General features: G+C 68.7%; 22 protein-coding genes and 1 tRNA gene. 18 read left to right on the top strand and 5 right to left on the bottom strand.

From position 1 onward, the window contains the following. Positions 1-104 precede the first annotated feature (104 nt). The 5 genes from EBN03_RS25775 (at position 105) to EBN03_RS25755 (ending at position 5,069) form a co-directional block, all read left to right on the top strand. The gene (locus tag EBN03_RS25775) at positions 105-509 is read left to right on the top strand and encodes an SSI family serine proteinase inhibitor (protein WP_147471703.1); all 405 of its coding nucleotides are present in this window, start codon (positions 105-107) and stop codon (positions 507-509) included. 92 nt (positions 510-601) lie between these two features. Next, entirely contained in the window at positions 602-1,036 is a 435-nt protein-coding gene (locus EBN03_RS25770) for a hypothetical protein (RefSeq protein WP_147471702.1), read from the top strand. Positions 1,037-1,141: 105 nt separating this feature from the next. Beyond that, positions 1,142-2,050 (top strand): metal-dependent hydrolase, encoded by a 909-nt coding sequence (locus EBN03_RS25765; protein ID WP_122190723.1) that lies wholly within the window; start codon positions 1,142-1,144, stop codon positions 2,048-2,050. After that, complete coding sequence (locus tag EBN03_RS25760) at positions 2,047-3,186, top strand: PDR/VanB family oxidoreductase (RefSeq protein ID WP_122190722.1); 1,140 nt, start codon at positions 2,047-2,049, stop codon at positions 3,184-3,186. The genes EBN03_RS25765 and EBN03_RS25760 overlap by 4 nt, the downstream gene beginning before the upstream one ends. Before the next feature lie 50 nt (positions 3,187-3,236). Then, positions 3,237-5,069 carry an SDR family oxidoreductase gene (locus tag EBN03_RS25755; RefSeq protein WP_122190721.1) on the top strand — a complete coding sequence of 611 codons (1,833 nt, stop codon included), beginning with the start codon at positions 3,237-3,239 and terminating at the stop codon, positions 5,067-5,069. Positions 5,070-5,132: 63 nt separating this feature from the next. On the opposite strand, the gene EBN03_RS25750 is transcribed toward EBN03_RS25755, so the two are convergent. Further along, entirely contained in the window at positions 5,133-6,140 is a 1,008-nt protein-coding gene (locus tag EBN03_RS25750; RefSeq protein ID WP_233608637.1) for a TerC/Alx family metal homeostasis membrane protein, read from the bottom strand. A gap of 247 nt (positions 6,141-6,387) precedes the next feature. On the opposite strand from EBN03_RS25750, the gene EBN03_RS25745 reads away from it, so the two are divergent. The 3 genes from EBN03_RS25745 to EBN03_RS25735 all read left to right on the top strand — a co-directional run bounded on the left by EBN03_RS25745 (position 6,388) and on the right by EBN03_RS25735 (position 8,366). Beyond that, positions 6,388-7,365 carry a zinc-binding dehydrogenase gene (locus EBN03_RS25745; RefSeq protein WP_122190720.1) on the top strand — a complete coding sequence of 326 codons (978 nt, stop codon included), beginning with the start codon at positions 6,388-6,390 and terminating at the stop codon, positions 7,363-7,365. Positions 7,366-7,525: 160 nt separating this feature from the next. After that, positions 7,526-7,885 carry a hypothetical protein gene (locus tag EBN03_RS25740; protein ID WP_122190719.1) on the top strand — a complete coding sequence of 120 codons (360 nt, stop codon included), beginning with the start codon at positions 7,526-7,528 and terminating at the stop codon, positions 7,883-7,885. Positions 7,886-8,006: 121 nt separating this feature from the next. Further along, the gene (locus tag EBN03_RS25735) at positions 8,007-8,366 is read left to right on the top strand and encodes a hypothetical protein (protein ID WP_122190718.1); all 360 of its coding nucleotides are present in this window, start codon (positions 8,007-8,009) and stop codon (positions 8,364-8,366) included. Positions 8,367-8,387: 21 nt separating this feature from the next. Here EBN03_RS25735 and EBN03_RS25730 read toward each other — a convergent pair whose 3' ends face one another. Next, on the bottom strand, positions 8,388-8,915 hold the full coding sequence (locus EBN03_RS25730; protein ID WP_122190717.1) for a hypothetical protein: 528 nt from the start codon (positions 8,913-8,915) through the stop codon (positions 8,388-8,390). Between the two features lie 218 nt (positions 8,916-9,133). Here EBN03_RS25730 and EBN03_RS25725 point away from each other — a divergent pair. Together EBN03_RS25725 and EBN03_RS25720 are read left to right on the top strand one after the other, a co-directional pair. Then, positions 9,134-9,207 (top strand) — tRNA-Ile (locus EBN03_RS25725). Between the two features lie 124 nt (positions 9,208-9,331). Continuing rightward, the gene (locus EBN03_RS25720) at positions 9,332-9,826 is read left to right on the top strand and encodes a DinB family protein (RefSeq protein WP_122190716.1); all 495 of its coding nucleotides are present in this window, start codon (positions 9,332-9,334) and stop codon (positions 9,824-9,826) included. A gap of 15 nt (positions 9,827-9,841) precedes the next feature. Here EBN03_RS25720 and EBN03_RS25715 read toward each other — a convergent pair whose 3' ends face one another. After that, positions 9,842-10,300 carry a MarR family winged helix-turn-helix transcriptional regulator gene (locus EBN03_RS25715; protein WP_122190715.1) on the bottom strand — a complete coding sequence of 153 codons (459 nt, stop codon included), beginning with the start codon at positions 10,298-10,300 and terminating at the stop codon, positions 9,842-9,844. After that, positions 10,287-11,039 carry an alpha/beta fold hydrolase gene (locus tag EBN03_RS25710; protein ID WP_122190714.1) on the bottom strand — a complete coding sequence of 251 codons (753 nt, stop codon included), beginning with the start codon at positions 11,037-11,039 and terminating at the stop codon, positions 10,287-10,289. The genes EBN03_RS25715 and EBN03_RS25710 overlap by 14 nt, the downstream gene beginning before the upstream one ends. Positions 11,040-11,176: 137 nt before the next feature. Between EBN03_RS25710 and EBN03_RS25705 the strand changes: the two genes are divergently transcribed. After that, the gene (locus tag EBN03_RS25705) at positions 11,177-11,590 is read left to right on the top strand and encodes a YjbQ family protein (RefSeq protein ID WP_122190713.1); all 414 of its coding nucleotides are present in this window, start codon (positions 11,177-11,179) and stop codon (positions 11,588-11,590) included. 6 nt (positions 11,591-11,596) lie between these two features. Here EBN03_RS25705 and EBN03_RS25700 read toward each other — a convergent pair whose 3' ends face one another. Beyond that, the gene (locus EBN03_RS25700) at positions 11,597-12,220 is read right to left on the bottom strand and encodes a TetR/AcrR family transcriptional regulator (RefSeq protein WP_233608636.1); all 624 of its coding nucleotides are present in this window, start codon (positions 12,218-12,220) and stop codon (positions 11,597-11,599) included. 175 nt (positions 12,221-12,395) lie between these two features. Here EBN03_RS25700 and EBN03_RS25695 point away from each other — a divergent pair, with 175 nt between their 5' ends. The 7 genes from EBN03_RS25695 (at position 12,396) to EBN03_RS25665 (ending at position 18,979) form a co-directional block, all read left to right on the top strand. Further along, entirely contained in the window at positions 12,396-14,000 is a 1,605-nt protein-coding gene (locus EBN03_RS25695; RefSeq protein WP_122190711.1) for an MFS transporter, read from the top strand. 209 nt (positions 14,001-14,209) lie between these two features. After that, a complete protein-coding gene (locus EBN03_RS25690; protein WP_147471701.1) occupies positions 14,210-14,761 on the top strand; it encodes a hypothetical protein in 552 nt (183 codons plus the stop codon). A gap of 160 nt (positions 14,762-14,921) precedes the next feature. Next, complete coding sequence (locus EBN03_RS25685) at positions 14,922-15,344, top strand: hypothetical protein (RefSeq protein ID WP_147471700.1); 423 nt, start codon at positions 14,922-14,924, stop codon at positions 15,342-15,344. 110 nt (positions 15,345-15,454) lie between these two features. Further along, positions 15,455-15,808, top strand: a complete 354-nt coding sequence (locus EBN03_RS25680) for an ACT domain-containing protein (protein WP_122190708.1) — start codon at positions 15,455-15,457, stop codon at positions 15,806-15,808. A 111-nt stretch (positions 15,809-15,919) separates the two neighbouring features. Then, the gene (locus EBN03_RS25675) at positions 15,920-16,336 is read left to right on the top strand and encodes a hypothetical protein (RefSeq protein ID WP_122190707.1); all 417 of its coding nucleotides are present in this window, start codon (positions 15,920-15,922) and stop codon (positions 16,334-16,336) included. Between the two features lie 120 nt (positions 16,337-16,456). Next, positions 16,457-17,941, top strand: coding sequence for a glutamate decarboxylase (locus EBN03_RS25670; protein WP_122190706.1), 1,485 nt, complete (start codon positions 16,457-16,459; stop codon positions 17,939-17,941). A gap of 33 nt (positions 17,942-17,974) precedes the next feature. Then, positions 17,975-18,979: a hypothetical protein gene (locus tag EBN03_RS25665; protein ID WP_147471699.1), complete on the top strand. Its 1,005-nt coding sequence runs from the start codon at positions 17,975-17,977 to the stop codon at positions 18,977-18,979. Positions 18,980-19,009 lie beyond the last annotated feature (30 nt).

Here is a 19,009-nt window from a genome sequence, read left to right as displayed (position 1 = left end):
CGTGCGGCGGGTGAGTCGGCGCGCGGCGGGCGGGACGTGAAACAGTGGGTGCCGCGTAGGCGATCGAATGGTGTCGAGTGGTCGTGACTCACGGAGGTGGACCGATGCGGTTCTCGATAGTGACGGCGGTTGCGACCGCGCTGCTGGCGGCGGGCGTCGCGACGGTGCCGGCGCAGGCGCAGGGCGTGCCCGCGTCGTTCCTGATCCTGCGTGTGGCGCAAGGCGATTCGATCGACGGCGGTGCAGCCGAGCGGATGGTGCTGCTGGCGTGCGATCCGGTGCGGGCGGGGACGCATCCCGATTCGGCCGGGGCGTGCGCGGAGCTCGCCGCGGCCGGCGGGTCCTTCGGGCAGCTGCGCGGTGGACCGATGCGGATGTGCACCTTCATCTATCAGCCGGTGACCGTCGCCGCGGACGGCCTGTGGGAGGGCACACCGGTCAGCTACCGGCAGACTTTCGGAAATCAGTGCATGGCCGACAACCACAGCACTACCGTGTTCCACTTCTGACCCACCGCAGGTCCGCGGCTGAAATGCCGCTTAGTATCGACGGTGTGTCGGTCGTCAGGCCGTAGGTCCGGAAGTGGGGAGATGCTGTGGCGGTGCGTTCCAGGAGCAGGTGGGCGATCGCGGGTCTGTCGGCCGCGGCCCTCGTCGTGGCACTGAGCGCGTGCGGCCCGGACGACTCGACGGTTCCGGTGGGTGCGTCCGCCACCGCGACGGCGCCGGCGGGACCGCAGTTGATCGACTGCGTGACGCACAAGCCGGTGGTCCGGCCCGACCGTATCGCGTTCGCGTGCGCCGACATGGGATTGACGGTCGACGGCATCACCTGGACCAGCTGGGGCCCGGACAAGGCCGAGGGCGACGGGACCGAACACCGGAATCTGTGCGAGCCGAACTGTGCGGCCGGTAAGTACGTCACCGAGCCCGCGCACGTGGTGTTGACGCAGGTCAACCAGGACGGATTGTTCACCCGGGGCAGTGCCACCGGGTCGGACGGCAAGCCCGCCGAGTTCCCGATGATGACCCGCTGACCCTCGAAATTTTACTATTACCCCAAGTTGCATCAATCGTCGGAATTCTTGCTACGCTGGTGAAGAATATGGCGGCCAGCGCTGCCGATCACCACAGGAGTACCGATGAAGTTGCTTCCGTTCCGAGGGCGCCGCCCCGCGCACGAGCCCGGCGGAAACATTGCGCTACGGGCCCGGAACGTGCAATTCGACTGGCGGCACACGCCGCTGGTCTGGATGCCCGCCGAGCCGATCGCGTCCCATCTGATCAACGCCCTCAACATGCTGCTCCCCGAGGGTGAGCGCATGTTCTGCCAAGCCTTCGGTGAGGCACTGCCCTACGTGCACGACGCCCAGCTGCGCGAGGACATGCTCGGCTTCATCGGCCAGGAATCCATGCACGCCGAGACCCACGGCACCGTGCTCGACGAGGTCTTCACCGCCAACGGCATCGACCCGCAGGCGTACGTGGCCCAGATGGAGTACCTGTTCCGCAAGTCGCTCGGCCCCGGCGACGGCACCGACGCCCGCGCCGACTACCAGCGCCTGGTCGACCGCATCGGCCTGATCGGCAGCCTCGAGCACTTCTTCGCCTTCCTCGGCGACTGGATCCTCAACGCCGACCTGGAGCGGTTCGGCGCCGACCCGCGCATGCTGGACCTGTTCCGCTGGCACGGCGCCGAAGAGGTCGAACACCGCAACGTCGCCCACGACGTCGCCGAGTACTTCGGAGTCGGTTACGTCCGCCGCGGCGCGCTCATGCTGATCGTGTTCCCCGTGTTCCTCACGCTGCTGGTCCGCGGCACCCGCTTCATGGTGCACGCCGACCCGAACCTGCCGGACCACGGCTACCCGGTTCTGATCGGGAAGGTGTTCGGCGCCATGTGGCGCGGCGCGCTGCCTACGATCCCGGCCCTGCTGTGGAGCGCGCTGTCGACCTTCCAGCCCGGCTACAGCCCCGAAGGTGTCGGCTCCACCGCGCAGGCCATCGCCTACCTCGCCAAGTCGCCCGCCGCACAGCGGCTCGCCTCGTGACCGGCACGCCCGTCCCGGTCCGCTGGCCGATCCCACAGGAACCGCCCGCCGACCTGTTCGCCCGCCCGCGCCGCGACCGCACCCTGCGGTTGGTGGCCGCCGTGGCCGAGGCGCGGATCCGCTGGTCGGCGTTCGTGAATCGCGGCACCCCCGCCGGCCGGGTCGACGACCACGCGATCACCGTGGTGGTCGGCGCGCGGCGCGTCGAGGCCCGCGAAACCGATGTCTGCTCGATCGAATTCGTGGCGCCCGACGGTGGCCGGCTGCCGCGCTGGTATCCGGGCGCACACCTGGACGTGGTGCTCCCGTCGGGCAAGGTCCGGCAGTACTCGCTGTGCGGCGACCCGTCCGACCGCTACCGCTACCGCATCGCGGTGCGGCGCATCCCGGACGGCGGCGGCGGTTCGATCGAAGTGCACGACGCCCTGACCGTCGGCCGCACGGTGACCCTGCGCGGTCCGCGCAACGCCTTCCCCTTCGTGCTGCCCGGCCACGGTTCGACCGCGACCCGGCTGCACTTCGTGGCGGGCGGCATCGGGATCACCCCGATCCTGCCCATGATCCGGCTCGCCGACCGGCTCGGCGTGGACTGGTCGATGGTGTACGTCGGCCGCAGCCGCGCCACCATCCCGTTCCTGGCCGAGGTCGAGAGCTTCGGCGCCCGGGTGACCGTCCGCACCGACGACGAGCACGGCATCCCGACCGGGGCGGATCTGCTGCCCGGCATCGGTCCCGACACCGCCGTCTACTGCTGCGGCCCGGTCCCGATGACGGCGGCGATCGCCGCCCGGGTGCGGGAACTCGCGGCGGCACCGCGCGCCGCGATCGAACTGCATTCCGAGCGGTTCTCCGCGCCGCCGGTGGTCGACGGCCGGCCCTTCACCGTCGAACTCGCGCGCAGCGGCCGGACCGTCGAGGTGCCCGCCGATCGGTCCGCGCTCGAAGAGGTGCTGAAGGTCCGCCCCGACACCGCCTACTCCTGCCGGCAGGGTTTCTGCCGCACCTGTGTGGTGAAGGTGCTCGACGGTAGCCCCGAACACCGCGAGACCGTGCTCACCGCCGACCAGCACGCCGCCGGTGAGATGCTGTTGTGCGTCTCGCGCTGTGCCGGCGAGCGGCTGGTCCTGGATCTGTAGCCATCCCTGTCCGAACTGTCCGCCGGGCCACCGGCATCGAGGAGTTCCCAGTGACCGATCAGCTCGTGACCGCCGAACGGGTGGTCCGCAACGGTGAATTCGACCTGGCCGTCTACGAATACGGTGATTCGTCCGCAGTTTCCCGTCAGGGGCCGGAGGCGGTAGCGGAGCGTGACCACGCAGGCCCCCGGGAAACTGCGCATGGAGACCGGGAAACTGTTGTGCTGGTTCATGGTTGGCCCGACGACCACCATCTGTGGGACCGGGTGGTCCCACTGCTGGCCGACCGCTACCACGTCGTCACCTACGACACCCGCGGCCACGGCCGCTCCACCCGGACCGACCGCACCGCCGACTACCGGATCTCCGAATACGCGAACGACTTCTTCGCCGTCGCCGACGCGGTGAGCCCGGACCGGCCGGTGCACGTGCTCGCCCACGACTGGGGTTCGGTGCAGATGTGGGAGGCGGTGTGCGAGGACCGCGCCGACGGTCGCATCGCCTCGTTCACCTCGGTATCGGGTCCCAACCTCGACCACCTCGGGCAGTGGATCCGCGACAAGATGGCGCGCGGCGCGGCCTGGGGGCCGATCACCCAGCTGGCGTCGTCCTGGTACACCTTCCTGTTCATGACCCCGGTCGTGGGGAAGGTGGCGTTCACGCCGCTGTCGCCGGCCCCGGTGTGGAAGCGGTTCGTCGGCCTGATCAACGAGACCTCCCCGGACAACATCAAGCTCGGCCCCGAATTCCACCGCGACTTCTTCGACGGCATGCGGATCTACCGGGCCAACATCCTGCAGCGCCTGACCGGACCGCGTGAGCGGCACACCCGGGTTCCGGTGCAGCTCGTCATCGCGCGCCGCGATATCGCCGTTCGCCCGGCGAGCTACGAGGACACCCCGCGCTGGACGCGCACCCTGTTCCGGCGCGAGGTCGCCGGTGGCCACTGGCTGCCCTATTCGCACCCCGAACTGCTGGCCACCGCGACCCGCGAGCTGATCGACGGCCTCGCCTCCGGTGAGCTGCCGCGCACGCTGCGCCGCGCCGAGGTGGGCCCGCGGCGGCGGTCGTTCGAAGACCAGCTGGTCGTGATCAGCGGCGCCGGTAGCGGGATCGGCCGCGAGACCGCGCTCGCCTTCGCCCGTCGCGGCGCGGAGCTGGTGCTCTCCGACATCAACCTCGATGCCGTCAAGGAGACCGTCGACCTGGTCGTGGCCGCCGGTGGCACCGCGCACGCCTACGCCCTGGACGTGGCCGACCGGGACGCCGTCGCCGAGCACGCCGCGACGGTGCTGGCCGCGCACGGTGTGCCCGACATCCTGGTCAACAATGCCGGGGTCGGCCAGGCCGGCGGCTTCTTCGACACCACGCCGGAGGAGTTCGACCGGGTGCTGGGGATCAACCTCGGTGGCGTCGTGAACGGTTGCCGCAGTTTCGGTTCCGCGATGGCCGAGCGCGGCTTGGGCGGTCATATCGTGAACCTGTCCAGCATGGCCGCGTACACCCCGCAGCGGGACTTCAGCGCCTATTCGACCAGCAAGTCGGCGGTGTTCATGTTCTCCGACTGCCTGCGCACCGAATTGGCCGGCAAGGGCGTCGAAGTCCACACCATCTGCCCCGGCATCGTGCACACCAACATCGTGTCCAACACCCGGTTCGCGGGCCTGTCCGCGGACGACGAGGCCGCCAAGCAGCAGCACTTCGACAAGCTGTACCGGGCGCGGCGCTACGGGCCGGAGAAGGTCGCCGAACATATCGTGCGGGCCGTCGAGCGCGGCCGCGACATCGTGCCGGTCACTCCGGAATCGCACCTGCAGTACCGGGCGCAGCGGTTCGCGCCCGGCGTGGTGCGGGCCGTAGCGGCCCGGGTCAAGCTGATCTGAGCCGCGGCGACCGTTCGACGGTCGCGGGCGCGCGCCCACGACCGTCGAACGGTCGGCATCCGATCAGGCGGCGGGTGCGCGCTCGGTGTCGCGGGTCGACCACATACTGGTGGCGGTGACCACCGCCAAGGTGACGACGATGACGAGCAGTGAAGCGGCCGTCGGGATTTCGGGCACGCCGGACCAGATACCGTGCGCCCAGTGCAGGACCAGCTTGACGCCGATGAAGCCCAGGATCACCGCCAGGCCGTAGGCCAGGTGCACCAGCCGCGACAGGGCCGCGCTCAGCACGAAGTACAGGGCGCGCAGGCCCAGTAGCGCGAACGCGTTGGTGGCGAACACCAGGTACGGGTCGCCGGTCACGCCGTAGACCGCGGGGATCGAGTCGACGGCGAAGACCACGTCGGCACCCATCACGGCGGTCACGACCAGTGCCAGCGGGGTCAGTGCCCGGGCGCCGCCGACGCGGGTCAGCATCCGGGTGCCCTGGTAGTCGTCGGTGACCGGCATGAGCCGGCGCAGGAGCTTGACCGAGCGCATGGACGAGATGTCGACTTCCGGGCCGTGGCCGCCGACCGCGTCCCGGGCCAGTTTCACGGCCGTGACCAGCAGGATCCCGCCGAACAGCAGGAACGCGAAGTCCAGGCTCTCCAGCGCGGCCGCGCCCAGTGCGATGAAGATCGAGCGCAGGATCAGCGCACCCGCGATCCCGAACAGCAGGACGCGCTGCGCCAGCCGCGCGGGCACGGCGAACGCGGTCAGCAGCAGCATGAAGACGAACAGGTTGTCCACCGACAGCGACTTCTCCAGCAGATAGCCGGTGAGGAACTCGGACGCGGCCGTGCTGTGGTGCATCCGCCACAGCAGCAGCGTGAACGCCAGCGGCAGCGCGATATAGAAGGCCGTCCACCCTATAGCCTCGCGCATCGATACCTCGTGCGGCCGGCGGGTGACCAGGAAGTCCAGCGTCAGCAGGATCAGCACGCCCACGATGGTGGCGGTCCACAGCCAGGGGCTGCCGATCGTGTGCAGGCTGCCGGATTCGGCGGCGGCCAGGGTGAACGATGTCAACGATGCTCCTCGGGTACGACGAATGACCCGAGGTCTCTTTCACCCGAAGATTTCGGGGGCCGTCCCGGGGCCGCCGCCGTTGGCGACCGTGTTGACCGGGATGACGTTCGGGAAATACTCCCCTCGATAGGTCAACGGTAGCCCAGCGACGTCGTCGAACGCCAACTCAGGGCGGTCTTGACCTCAACCTAGCTTCAGGTAGCAGGGTGGTCTCCGGAGGGCGCTACACACCTGAGGAGAAGTGGAAATGCTTGCAGTGGAAGCACAGTCGTTCGGTGGACCCGACGTCCTGACCGTCGTCGAGGCGGCCGACCCGACGCCCGGCCCCGGGCAGGTGGTGATCGACGTCGCAGCCGCGGACGTCATGTTCCTCGACACCCGGCTGCGGTCGGGGTGGGGTACGCAGTTCTTCCCGGTCGCGCCGCCGTACGTGCCCGGCGGCGCGGTGGCCGGTGTGGTCGCGGCGGTCGGCCCGGACGTGGACCCCGCGCTGATCGGGACCCGGGTCGCCGCGCACACCGCCGCGAGCGGAATCGGCGGCGGCGTCCCGACCGGCGGTTACGCCGAGCGCGCCCTGGCCGTGGCGGACGATCTGCTCGTGGTGCCGGCCGAACTGGACTTCGTCACCGCCGCCGCGCTCATCCACGACGGGCGCACCGCCATGGCCGTCGCACAGGTCGCGGCCGTGCGTGCGGGGGAGCGGGTGCTGGTGACCGCCGCGGGCGGTGGTCTCGGCGCGCTGCTGATCCAGCTGGCGGCGGCCGCGGGCGCGACGGTGATCGCCGCGGCGAGTCCGGCCAAACTCGAACTCGCCCGGGAGCTCGGGGCGGCGCAGGTCGTCGACTACACCGTGCCGGGCTGGGCCACCGAGATCGGTGCTGTCGACGTGGTATTCGACGGCGCCGGCGGTGTCGTCGGCAAGGAAGCCGCGGCGATCGCCGGGTCCCGATTCTTCGGATACGGCAATGCCGCAGGCGGTTTCGCCGCCGTCGATCCGGCGGACGCGGCCGCGCGGGGCCTCGCTGTCACATTGTTGCCGGACATGCTCGCCGGCGACCTGGACTGGCCCGCCCTGGGCGCGTCGGCGATTGCCGCCGCGGCGGCCGGAAACCTGAAAGTTACTGTCGGGCAAATATTCCCGATGGAAGCGGCGGCACAGGCCCACGCCGCCATCGAATCCCGGACGGCCGTGGGGCGGACAGTGCTCACCGTCGGCGCGCACTGAGGCGCGGCGAGCGGCTGACCACTCGTATTCCAGCACTGGAAGGTTCGATATGCTGATGTTTCGTGAAAATTGTCCGGAACGGATCCGCTCCGTCGGACAATGATCGCGACTTGCGACTGGCCGGCGGTCGCTTGGGGGGTGGCTTGTGAGGAGGATCCCGGTGGCGTTGCTCGCCGAGAGCATTCGTTCGGTAATCATCGACGGCGGCCGTGTGTCGACGGTCGCCGAGGCGCTGGCGTTCGCCAACCGGGTGGCGGCGCTCCAGGACCAGGTCGATAACGCCGATCTGCCGGAGGACGAACGGCCCAGTGTCTGCGCCGGCATGGAACGTGCCGTGGAACTGGGCCGTTCGGCTCTCGCTCGCACCATCCTCGGTAGTTGTCCCGGCGTGGACGCCACCGCCCGCGCCGACGCGGCCGCCCTCCAGCGCGAGCTCGCCGCCATCGGCCGCCGCTACCGCATGGCGAAGGTGGTCGTCCCGTCGGCCCGCAACACCTGGGGTAAACGAACCGTGTACTGAGCACCCTGTCGAGGCCCCTGTTCGCGAATGCAGGGCGAACTCCTCCGCGCGAACCGGGTAACGCGGACACTGTACGGACACCGGGGATTCGTGGCCCCGGGCTCACCGGTAGGGGAACCGCATGGAGTCGCTGGAGCAACACATTCGGGACGCAGTAGCCGCAGGCCACCGGGCGGTGACCGCCGACGACGCCCTGGCCCTGGCCACCCGCGTCGTGGCCGTACAGGAGGAACTGTCCCACACCACGCTGTCCACCTCGAACCGGGCACTGCTCACCGAGGAATTCGACACGGTCGTGGACCTCGCCCGAAAGGTGCTGTCCCGCAACGTATTGATCGGCTACACCAGTGCGGTCGACGACTCCCGCCGCGCGCAGGCAGCGCACCTGCAACGCGCACTGGCCGAGATCGCCCGGCGAGATGTGTTGCTACTGCGGGAAATCGGGGTCACGGACCCGTTCGTGGAGCTGCCACTGCGATGAGCGCGCCTGCCCGTAGTCGACTCAGCTGAGGCCGCCGAGCCCGAGCGCGGTCACCCATGGACCGATGATGGGAGTGCCGGCCGCGCTGCCGACAGTGGACTGCGTGCACCCGCCGACGTATGGCGTAGTGCTGTGTTCGAGGACGCTGATCTTCAGTGGGCCGACCTTGGCGCCGTTGTCCAGGGTGCCCGTGATCGTGTGGTCGCCGAGTGTCGCGGCCCAAGGCACGGTCAGCGTGAACCCTGCCCCACCCGCCGTGTGGCCGAGGTCGGTTGTGGTTCGAACTGCCGGGCCGCCGTTGACGACGGCCTCGACGGTGTCGACCAATTCGACGCCTACCCCCGGCTGAGTGGCGACGGTGATGGGCACCGGCCCGGGCGTACCCGGCGTTGCGTCGGGACCGACGACGATCGGGCAAGTGGGCGCGGCCAGGCCGTTCGCGGTGACATCGGCGACCGCATTGGGCGCACCTGCGAGGACGGCCGCAGTGGTGGCGGCAGCGAGGCCGAGTTGGGTGGTGCACTGCGTGAGACGGGCGCGTTCAATCATGATCTGAAGTATTGACGTTCCTGATTCGTGATCTCAAGTCGTGCGAGTCCTCACCCCGGGTGATGCATACTGCGGCAATCGAATTGCGCATCGACGTGACTGACCCGAACCCGCCGCCCTGGCTGATCGGTGCCCCGATCAATATGCCAGGAAACCGTCGTCCGGTGGCCGTCGACAATTGGCCCGGCTATTGTTGCCTTGGTAATCTGCCCGCGCACGCCCCTGTAGCTCAATCGGTTAGAGCCGCTGACTCATAACCAGCTGGTTGCCAGTTCGAGCCTGGCCGGGGGCACTGTGCACCCTCTCCCGTTGGATGACGACGGGAGAGGTCCGCCTTGTGTCGGAACTGTGGTGAGGTCGTCCTGCGCGCTCGGTGGGGTTGCGGAAGGCGACGGCGGCAGGGGGAGGATCGGGTAATGGCAGGACCGGCACGGATCACCGATGGGCCCGAGCGGGCGCTGGTGGAGAACATGCTCGACCGGAATCGGGCGGCGTTGATCGAGACTGCGAAAGGTTTGTCGGAGAACGAGTCTCGTCGGCAGCTGGTGGTGTCGGCGACGACGCCGATCGGGTTGGTCAAGCATGCCGCGGTGGCGGAGCGGTTCTGGTTCCAGCGGTTTCTGTCGGGGCTGAGCGAATCCGAGTGTGACGGTTCCGCGAGTCCGGGGACGGAGAGCTTCGCGGTCGCGGACGACGAGACGCTCGAGAGTGTGATCGCCGAGTTCGAACGGGCCTGCGCACGGTCGCGTGAGATCGCTGCCGGTATGGAACTCGATGACACCAAGCCGAATTCGCGTGGTGAGGCCGTGAGTCTGCGGTGGGTCTACCTGCACATGATCGAGGAACTCGCGCGGCACGCGGGGCACGGGGACATCCTGCGTGAGCAGATCGTCGCCGAGCGCACCCGGTAGCGCTCGATCAGGGTGTCATTCGTCGTCGAGGCGGCGGGCCAGTGCCTGGCCGGAGGGCAGGTCGTCGACGAAGCTGTGGATGAAGTTCAGGAGCGCGTCGGTGTCGTGGCCTTCGGCGACCGTATCGATCATGGCGTAGAGGTTCTGCTCGATCTCGGCGACAGCGGTGGCGACGCGAACGCCCTCGGGGGTCAGGGTGACCTCGATATGGCGGCGGTCTTCGGCCGCGGTGCGGCGGTCGACCAGGCCGAGGCCGACCATGCGGTCGACCAGCCGGCTGGGGCTGTTGCCGCTCTCGCAGACCAGCAGCTGGCCGATTCCGTTGAGCGACAACGGGCCTCGTTGTTGCAGCAGGCGTAGCACCTCGGCTTGCGACGGGGTGACGCCGAGCGGTTTGAGTGCCTGGGCGAGCGCTCTATTGCCCTCGCGTTGGGCGGCCAGGATCGCGAAGCGGAGGTGTTCAGCGCGCCGCATCGCCCGGCATCGCGTCGGTGAGGGTTTCGGTGAGGAAGGTCTGCACCACGCCAGCGTAGGTGGCCGGATGGGAGAACCGGAACATGTGGCCGGTGCGCGGCAACACCACTTCGCGCGAATCGGGGATGCCCGTGCGCATGATCGCGGCGGCGTCCGCGCCGACGAGTTCGTCGTGCTCGGGGGTGAGGATCAGGGTGGGCACCTGCACGCGAGGCAGGGCGGCGATGTAGTCGGCGTGCAGTACCGCGGCGACCCGGGCGCCGAACGAAGTGTCGGGAGTGTTGTCCAGGAACAGCTTTCGGCTGTCGGCCGCTGTCCACGGGGTCTGCCCCTCGCCGTCGAAGGGTGAGGTCAGCCGGTGTGCGTGGACCCGCAGCACCAGTTGCCGGTAGATCGGCCCGCGCAGATTGCGCATGCCGCGCATGAGCACCTTCCACGGTGCCGAGACCGGGTTGGCGGCGAAGCCGCCCGACATCACCAGCGCGCGCAGGCCCGCCGGCTGTCGCACGGCCAGCGCCAGGGCGACGTTCGCGCCGAACGAGTCGCCGACGAGCACGTAGTCGTCCAGGTCGGCCACCGCCGCGGCGACATGATCGGCGTATTCCTCCATGTCGGAGATGCCTTCGGGTAGGCGCAAGGTACGCGCCGGCAGGTCGCCGTACGGGGCCAGTTGATCCGCGCTCCAGGGGGCGCCGGAGAAGCAGGGGATGAAAACGAGGGTGGGTTGGGAGTTGGTCATGGCAATAGGTTACACGACATATATGTCGTGTAACATAACGTTCGGGTCGCAGTCGTCCGGTAGGTCCGATCGACTCGGTCGGGCCCGCTCGGTGCGTCGGGGACAGCTCCCGGCAGCCGCGCGGGGACGATGGGTCCATGCAGAGCACCCTCATCGAAGTGACAACCGGCCGCACCGAGGTCGTCCACGACTTGACGGCACGGTGTTCGGGGTTCCTGCGGGCGGTGGCGGAGGGGCGCGACGGTCTGCTGCACGTGTTCGTTCCGCATGCCACCGCGGGAATCGCGTTGATCGAACTCGGCGCGGGCAGCGACGACGACCTCCTGGCCGCCTTGCGGGATCTGCTTCCCGCCGACGAACGGTGGCGGCACGCGCACGGGTCGCGCGGGCACGGACGCTCGCACGTCATGCCCGCGCTGATCGCCCCGTACGCGAGTATCCCTGTGCTGCAAGGTGATATGGCGTTGGGCACCTGGCAGTCGGTCGCGCTGGTCGACCTGAACGTCGACAAACCCGTGCGTCAGGTGCGGCTGTCGTTCCTGGCCGGCTGAAGACCCCTAGCGCGGGGCGATCGATTCCGCCGCGAACCGCCCGGCCGTGTGGAACGTGGCCGGGAAGTCGTGGTCGGGGGTGTGGCGCCAGTCGCGGATGGTCGACATGTAGATGGCGGCGACCATTTGGGCGAGGAAGTCGGGGGAGTAGTCGTCCCGGATCTCGCCGCGGGGGACACCGGCTTCCACGATGCGGCGGATCTGGGAGATGAAGGCGCGGTTGCGGGCGGCGAACAGCTCGGACGGATTGGAGATGCGCTCGATCTCGGTGGTGACCGCACGGATGTAGCCCGGGTTCACCTCGGAGGCGGTGGCGAAGTCCACGAACAAGGCCAGGATGCGCTCGGTGGTGGTGAGATCGCGGCGCAGAGCCGAGTCGACGACGTGGGTGAAGGCCGCCATGTGCCGGTCGTACAGGGCGGTGAGCAGGTCGTCCTTGCTGGGGAAATAGTTGAAGAACGTGGCGCGGGAGACGTCGGCGCGTTCGGCGATCTCCTCGACCGTGCTGGCCGAGCCGGTGGTGCCGAGCAGGTCGTGGGCGGCGTCGAGCAGCCGTTCCCGGGTGCGGGCCTTGTTGCGGGCGCGACGGCCGGCGGGTGCCTCATCGGTGGTAGTGATGGCGGCCTCCAAGGCGGTCGTGCGGTCTGGTTGCCGACGGACTCGGGCCGGTCCGGCGGCGATCGGATTGTTCGATCGTAGTAATCCTCGCATTCTGCCGCGCAATGAAGACCTCGGCTCTATTTTTGGACTCACAGTCCATAAACGGGTGAACCACCCGATTGCTCAACTCTGAACAGGACGCCACATGTCCACACCTTCCACGCCGACGATCGTCGACGACACCGATACCGGCCGGCTCGACGGCGCCTCTCGCCTGCGAATCTTCTCCGTACTGGCAGTCATCGTGTTGTTCACCGAGGTTGCCCCGCTGCAGTACACGATGATTGCCGCTGCATTGCAGAAGATCGCGCCGTCCTTCCCGCAGGTGGGCGCCAACATCACCTGGGCGATCATCGTTTTCGGCCTCGTCGGCGCCGCCGCCTCGCCGCTGGTCGGCAAGATCAGCGACGTCTGGGGTAAGAAGCGAACCTTCCTGCTCTGCGGCCTCATCTTCCTGATCGGCTGCGTGATCGACGCGACGACCAACAACTGGGGAATGTTCCTGTTCGGGCGGGCGCTACAGGCCATCGCGATCGCCACCCAGGTCGTGGCCTACGGCCTGATTCGAGACCTGTTGCCGCGCAAGTACGTTCCGCTCGGCCTGGGTGTCACCGCGACCGGTCTCGGCTTCTCCGCGCTGCTCGCGCCGATCGTCGGCGGCTGGCTGCTCGAGCACCACAGCTACCACGCGATCTTCTGGTTCCTCGCCGCGTTCATGCTGGTGATGACCCCGTTCGTCATCGTCGTGGTGCCCGAATCCAAGCTGCGGGTCAAGGAATCGGTCGACATCGTCGGCGCCGCGCTGCTGGCGGCAGGTGTCACGCTGACCCTGATCTACCTCGACAAGGGTCAGGACTGGGGCTGGAGCAAGCTGGGCACCCTGGTCTGGCTGTTCGGCGGGCTCGCGCTGCTGGTCGTGTTCGTGGTGGTGGAGAACATCGTGTCGACGCCGATCATGGACATGAAGCTGCTGTTCACCCCGCGCGTCGGAATGGTGCTGGTGCTGGCGCTGTTCGCCTCGTTCATCATCGGCATCCAGGGGTACGCGACCGGTTACATGACCCAGACGCCCGACGCCGCGAATATCAAGGCGACGATCGTCGATCAGGCACAGGCCGGTGTGGCCGCGATGACCGGGCATCCCATCCCGGCGTCGATGATCCGCGTGACGCTGGATCCCGAATTCACCTACGGCAGTGGATTCAGCCTGCTGCAGTACGCCTGGCACATCGCGGTCGCGACCGCGCTGGCCGCCATGATCGTCGGCGCGATCGGCGGTGCGCTGACCCGCCGGACCGGTGCGCGGCTCCCGCTGATCGTGGGCCTGCTGATCTTCACGGCGATCGGGGCGATCTACGCGGTCGCGCCGTACAGCGTGCCGAGTTATCTCCTGCTGGGTATCGCGTTCGGTACCGCGCTCGGTCTGTACTACGCCACCGCGCCCAACCTCATCGTCGAGGCGGTTCCGCAGGAGCAGCAGGGCATCAGCGTCGGCATGCTGGGCGTGATGAACAGCATGGGCACCGCGATCGGGCTGGCTGTGGTGACGGCCTTCGTCAATTCGAATCCGGTGCAGGCGACCGTCGAGGTGATGGGCACCAAGCGGACCGTGCCGGTTCCGTCGGTGTTCGGTGACCACGGCTACGCGCTGGGCTACTGGTTCGCGGCGGGCGGCTCGGCGGTGGCGCTGGTATTCGCCCTGGTGATGCGGCACGGCCGGACGCCGGCCACGGGCGGTACCGCTCACTGAGACGGCGAAACCGGAGCCGGTGTGCCCCTTTTCGGGCGATCGGCTCCGGTTTCATTTGTGCGGCTGCGGATCTCGGCTGCCGGATGGTGTCACTGACTCGAACGAGATTGTGACTTTTCGTGCCAAACGCCCCGGGTGATTGTATGAAACGTCTACATTTCTGACTGTTCGCCCATTTTTCTGGACGAGCGACCAAGAGAGGTAGCGCTATGACGAAGACCCAGCGGGCCGTCCCGGCCCGTCGAAAGCTGACAACCACGCTGGCGGGGGCCGTGGCGGTCGCGGCGGTTTCGATCCTTTCGGCCCCGTCGGCGAACGCCGTCATCATCAATCTGCATATTCCCGACATCCTTCCGGTGCAAGGCTGCACCTACACCCTGTCGGCGACGTCGATCGCGCCGATGTCGCCGGTGACCTTCCTGGACAACGGCACCGTGCTGGGCACGGTCACTCCGACCAACGCCAACCCGACCGTGACCGTGCAGTGGACGCCGCAGGGGCTCGGTATCCATCAGGTCCAGGCGATGGACGCGCTCGGCATCAACGGCGTCACCACCTACGTCAACGACGGCTCGCTGGGGACGGGCTCGACGGGCACCGCTTCCGGTCTGGGATCGGCGGGTATCAGTGGCGCGACCGGCTCGGCGGGCTCGGCCGGCTCGCCGTCCGGCGCGCTCAGCGGCGGTGGCACAACTGGAACCGGTGGCACCACCGGAACCGGCGGTGCGAACTGCGGCGGCGGGATCGCCCTCAGCTCCTGACCTTCGGGAAAGGGTCGTTTCGTGCGTTCGGGATCGGCGTAATGGTGAAACGAGTTTCACTTCGTTGCGCAAAACGGCCCGCCGGCATCTGTGAAACCCATATATTTCACTTCGTTTCGGGTCAAAGCCGATGCACAGGCACCATGAGAGGTAAGACAAGATGGGGATGAGCAAGAAGGGTGGCTTCGGCCTCACCGCCTTCGGCGCGATGGCCGCGGTCGCGGTTGTGGCCGCTCCGAACGCCAACGCCGTCGTGCAGTACGTGACCGTCACCAACAGCACGGGCACGCCGCCCACCGCGTTCATGGTGGGCTGCACGTACAAGGTCACCGCGAACGTGGACGCGAGCAACCTCATTGCGCCCGTGACCTTCACCGACAACGGTGTCAAGTTCAACGAGATCAACTCCACCATCGGTGCCGTGTCGATCTCGGTCAACTGGACCCCGACCACCGCGGGTGCGCACAACATCGTCGCGTCGGCCTGGTTCAGCTCGGCCCAGCAGACCGTGACCGTGGCCGACCGCGGCCCGCTGTCCTCGCTGCTGCCCGCCAGCAGCGCGATCGGCGGCTGCACCGGCTAAATCGTCGTCGACGATAGGTAGCGAGACCCTCGGCGCGAATCGCGCCGAGGGTCTTCGCATTTCCGGCCGTATTCGCCGGACCTGTCGGACCCCCGCCCTACGATGACCGCATGAAAGTTTCGCGGGTGCCGTCGCAATTCGAGGTGCAGCATCTGGCGGGCAGCACCTTCCCTGAGGACGACGAATGGATCGCCCTGGTCCGCGCGCCCGAGGGGCTGACCGTGGTGCGTGAGGTCCCGCCGTGGGCCGAGGCCGACAGCTGGGTCGGCTTCTACGCCGGCGCCGGCGCACCCGACCGCTTCGGTTCCGCGGCACTGGCTGCCCTGGTCGGACCGCTGGGGGAGGCGGGGATCCCGACCTTCGTGGCGTCCACCCACCACGCCGATCTGGTCCTGGTCCCGCACCACTCCGGCGTGGCGGCGAGTGACATACTGCGAGCGGCCGGACACACCGTCGTGGACTGATCCGCATTTGTCCTGTCGAAAACCGCATCGTGCAGCCTGTGAAACTACTATATTTCACTCACCTTGGAGTTAATCCGGGTAACAGGTATCACCACGAGAGGTTTGGACAACATGCGCAAGACCAAGGCCGGCGTCGGTCTCACCGCGTTCGGCGCTATCGCCGCTGCCGCCGTTCTGGCGGCCCCCGAAGCCGGCGCCGCGATCACCGGCGTGACGGTAGCCTCCAACGGAGCTCCGATCGTCGGCTGCCAGTACAAGGTGGTCGCCTCGGTGGACGTGCTCAGTGAGCTCACCAGCATCACCTTCTACGACAACGGGGTCCAGTTCGCCACCGCCACCCCGCAGATCGCCTTCTCCCAGGCGGTCGCGCTCTGGTCGCCGGCCACCGCCGGTACCCACACCATCCTGGCCAAGGGCATCATCTCCAGCAACCAGACCCAGGTCACCGTCAACGCCCAGAACCCGCTGGCGTCGGCGTTCGGTGCCCTCAGCTCGAACCTGAGCTGCCCGATCAGCCCCACCATCTGATCCCACGCGCACCCCAGTTCGCGACCACACCCCGGCCGGTGATCCCGGCCGGGGTGTCGTGTGCCGGGGTGCGGCCGTACCGCAGGGCATGATGGCAGGGTCGCCGTCAAGGAGGTTGCCATGTCGGGCAATTCGAATTTCGATGATCTCTTCGCCATGCACCAGCTCGACCGCCCCGCGCCCGCGGCCGCCTTCCCGGCCGGGGCCATGCCACCCGACCTCGCCTACGAGATCGTGCACGGCGAACTGCTGCTCGACGGCGTCTCGCGGACGAACCTGGCCACCTTCTGCACCACGCTCGTCGACGACCAGTCCAAGCGGCTGATGCTGGAGAACCTCGACAAGAACATCGTCGACAAGGACGAATACCCGCAGACCGCGGAGATCGAACGCCGCTGCGTGCACATGATCGCGGACCTGTGGCACGCACCCGATCCCGCGACCACGCCCGGCACCTCCACCACCGGATCCAGCGAGGCCGCCATTCTCGGTGGGCTCGCGGCCAAGTTCCGCTGGCGGGCCCGCGGCGGCAGCGGCGTACCCAACCTGGTCGCCGGGCCGGTCCAGGTCTGCTGGGAGAAGTTCGCGCGCTACTTCGACGTCGAGCTGCGGCAGGTCCCGCTGCGCGGCGACCGCTACGACCTGCATCCCGACGACCTCGCGCAGTACTGCGACGAGAACACCATCATGGTGGTCGCGACCATGGGCCAGACGTTCACCGGTTTGTACGAGGACGTGGCCGGGATCTGCGCCGCGCTCGACGAGCTGCAGGCGAGTACCGGCCTGGACATCCCGGTGCACGTCGACGCGGCCAGCGGCGGATTCCTGGCACCGTTCACCGCGCCGGATGTGGAGTGGGACTTCCGGTTGCCGCGCGTGCGATCGATCAACGCCTCCGGGCACAAGACCGGCCTGGCGCCGCTGGGGTGCGGCTGGGCGATCTGGCGCGACACCGCCGCATTGCCCCGGGAACTGATCTTCGACGTCGACTACCTCGGCGGCAGCATGGCCACCTTCAATCTGAACTTCTCCCGGCCCGGTGGCCAGGCCATCGTGCAGTACTACGAATTCATCCGCCTCGGCCGTACCGGCTACGACCGGCTGCAGTCGATGCTGTACCGGGTCGCGCAACATCTCGGCGCCGGCCTGGTGAAACTGGGCGGATTCGAACTGATCCACGACGGAGATCCCGCCCGCGGTGTCACCGCGGTGTCCTGGCGGCTGACCGAGCCGACCGACTTCAACCTCTACGACCTGTCCGAACGGCTGCGCGCCCGCGGCTGGCTGATCGCCGCCTACCCGCTGCCCGCCGGCCGGCAGGACGAAACGATCATGCGGGCGGTGATCCGGCGCGGCTTCACCCGCGACATGGCCGATCTGTTGCTCGCCGACACCGAACGGGCGCTCGAGGGTCTGCGCAAACATCCGGTGGCGGTCTCGCTCACCCGCGCCGAGGTCGGTGGCTTCACCCACAGCGCGCGGCCGGCGGTGGCGGCGGTGCCGACGATCGCGCAGGCCCAGGACACCGCCGTGTCGGAGCTGGAACACACCGTCGTATCCGGGGTGGAGCACACGGTGGACTCGGAGCCGGGGACCAAGGGCTGACCCTTTTGCCCCACTGCGGCTACGGTATCCGCTATGGCCCGGAGTTCCGCAGTGGTGATCGTGTTGGCCGGCGTGGTGACGGCCGGGTCCGTTGCGGGCTGCGCGTCCGGTCCGGACGCGAGAACCGCTGCCCCGCAATCGCTTGCCGCTTCGTCGCGGGCCCTGGCCGATCTGCCGATCTGCGACACGGTCGCGGCGCAGGAGTGCCGGCTCGGTGAAAAGATCGGCGGCGCAACACTTGTCGTGCATCCCGGCGCCACCGGGACGGTGCAGCTCGACGTGATCGACGACGCCGGCACCGACAAGCAGACGCTCACCGAAATGGCCGGCGCCGCACCGGGTACGCCCCGGCTCGAGGACCTCACCGCCGACGGGCGCCCCACCCTGGTCGTGCCGCTGGACGTCGGCCCGGTGAACACCCACTACGCGGTCTACCGGACCGACAAGGCCGGCCGGTTCGTGCGCGCCGGGGAGGCGGGCGGAACCGACTTCGCGCGCACCGACTCCGGATACATCACCATCACCGCCGGGCAGGGGCCCGCCGACTGGTCGGTGGCGTTCTTCCGGATGCCCGACACCCAGCTGCTGCCGGTGGCCACTGTGCGCGTCCACCTGCATCCGGAGGCGCCGGGCGGCATCGACTGCACCGTCACCGACGGCGGCGGCCCGGTGCGCTCCGGCCTCACCGATCCGCAGACGACCGCGCAGTTCTGCGCCGAGCCGGCGGTCCACGCCGCGGCCACCACGCCGCCGCGATCCGACCGCGGCGGGAAACCCGCGGCCGCCACCACGACGGTCTCGTCGACCACGACGGTCTCGGCCACCCCGACCACGACGGCCACCACGACGACGACCACCACGGTCGCGGCGCAACCCACGACCACGACGCCCGAGCCGGTCCACGCGACGACGACGCCGGAGACCACCTCGGCACCGGAGACCTCGGCCACCAGCGCCGACTCGGCCGGCGCCGACACCGCCGACACCGCTTCCACCACCGCCGCCGACAGCAGCGACACCACCGATACCCAGCGCTGATCCGCCACCCGCGCCGCCACCGGACCGGCA

Origin of the sequence: Nocardia stercoris, from assembly GCF_003696265.1 — a bacterium.
Classification (GTDB): Bacteria; Actinomycetota; Actinomycetes; order Mycobacteriales; family Mycobacteriaceae; genus Nocardia; species Nocardia stercoris.
The sequence above is the reverse complement of the archived record's forward strand: the minus strand, read 5'-3'. Positions and strand labels throughout refer to the sequence as shown.

Excerpts from the sequence above, each read along its gene's own strand:
- EBN03_RS25775 (WP_147471703.1), top strand. The coding sequence starts at position 105 with ATGCGGTTCTCGATAGTGACGGCGGTTGCGACCGCGCTGCTGGCGGCG.
- EBN03_RS25765 (WP_122190723.1), top strand. The coding sequence starts at position 1,142 with ATGAAGTTGCTTCCGTTCCGAGGGCGCCGCCCCGCGCACGAGCCCGGC.
- EBN03_RS25745 (WP_122190720.1), top strand. The coding sequence starts at position 6,388 with ATGCTTGCAGTGGAAGCACAGTCGTTCGGTGGACCCGACGTCCTGACC.
- EBN03_RS25735 (WP_122190718.1), top strand. The coding sequence starts at position 8,007 with ATGGAGTCGCTGGAGCAACACATTCGGGACGCAGTAGCCGCAGGCCAC.
- EBN03_RS25730 (WP_122190717.1), bottom strand. The coding sequence starts at position 8,915 with ATGATTGAACGCGCCCGTCTCACGCAGTGCACCACCCAACTCGGCCTC.
- EBN03_RS25720 (WP_122190716.1), top strand. The coding sequence starts at position 9,332 with ATGGCAGGACCGGCACGGATCACCGATGGGCCCGAGCGGGCGCTGGTG.
- EBN03_RS25715 (WP_122190715.1), bottom strand. The coding sequence starts at position 10,300 with ATGCGGCGCGCTGAACACCTCCGCTTCGCGATCCTGGCCGCCCAACGC.
- EBN03_RS25710 (WP_122190714.1), bottom strand. The coding sequence starts at position 11,039 with ATGACCAACTCCCAACCCACCCTCGTTTTCATCCCCTGCTTCTCCGGC.
- EBN03_RS25705 (WP_122190713.1), top strand. The coding sequence starts at position 11,177 with ATGCAGAGCACCCTCATCGAAGTGACAACCGGCCGCACCGAGGTCGTC.
- EBN03_RS25695 (WP_122190711.1), top strand. The coding sequence starts at position 12,396 with ATGTCCACACCTTCCACGCCGACGATCGTCGACGACACCGATACCGGC.
- EBN03_RS25690 (WP_147471701.1), top strand. The coding sequence starts at position 14,210 with ATGACGAAGACCCAGCGGGCCGTCCCGGCCCGTCGAAAGCTGACAACC.
- EBN03_RS25685 (WP_147471700.1), top strand. The coding sequence starts at position 14,922 with ATGGGGATGAGCAAGAAGGGTGGCTTCGGCCTCACCGCCTTCGGCGCG.
- EBN03_RS25680 (WP_122190708.1), top strand. The coding sequence starts at position 15,455 with ATGAAAGTTTCGCGGGTGCCGTCGCAATTCGAGGTGCAGCATCTGGCG.
- EBN03_RS25675 (WP_122190707.1), top strand. The coding sequence starts at position 15,920 with ATGCGCAAGACCAAGGCCGGCGTCGGTCTCACCGCGTTCGGCGCTATC.
- EBN03_RS25670 (WP_122190706.1), top strand. The coding sequence starts at position 16,457 with ATGTCGGGCAATTCGAATTTCGATGATCTCTTCGCCATGCACCAGCTC.
- EBN03_RS25665 (WP_147471699.1), top strand. The coding sequence starts at position 17,975 with ATGGCCCGGAGTTCCGCAGTGGTGATCGTGTTGGCCGGCGTGGTGACG.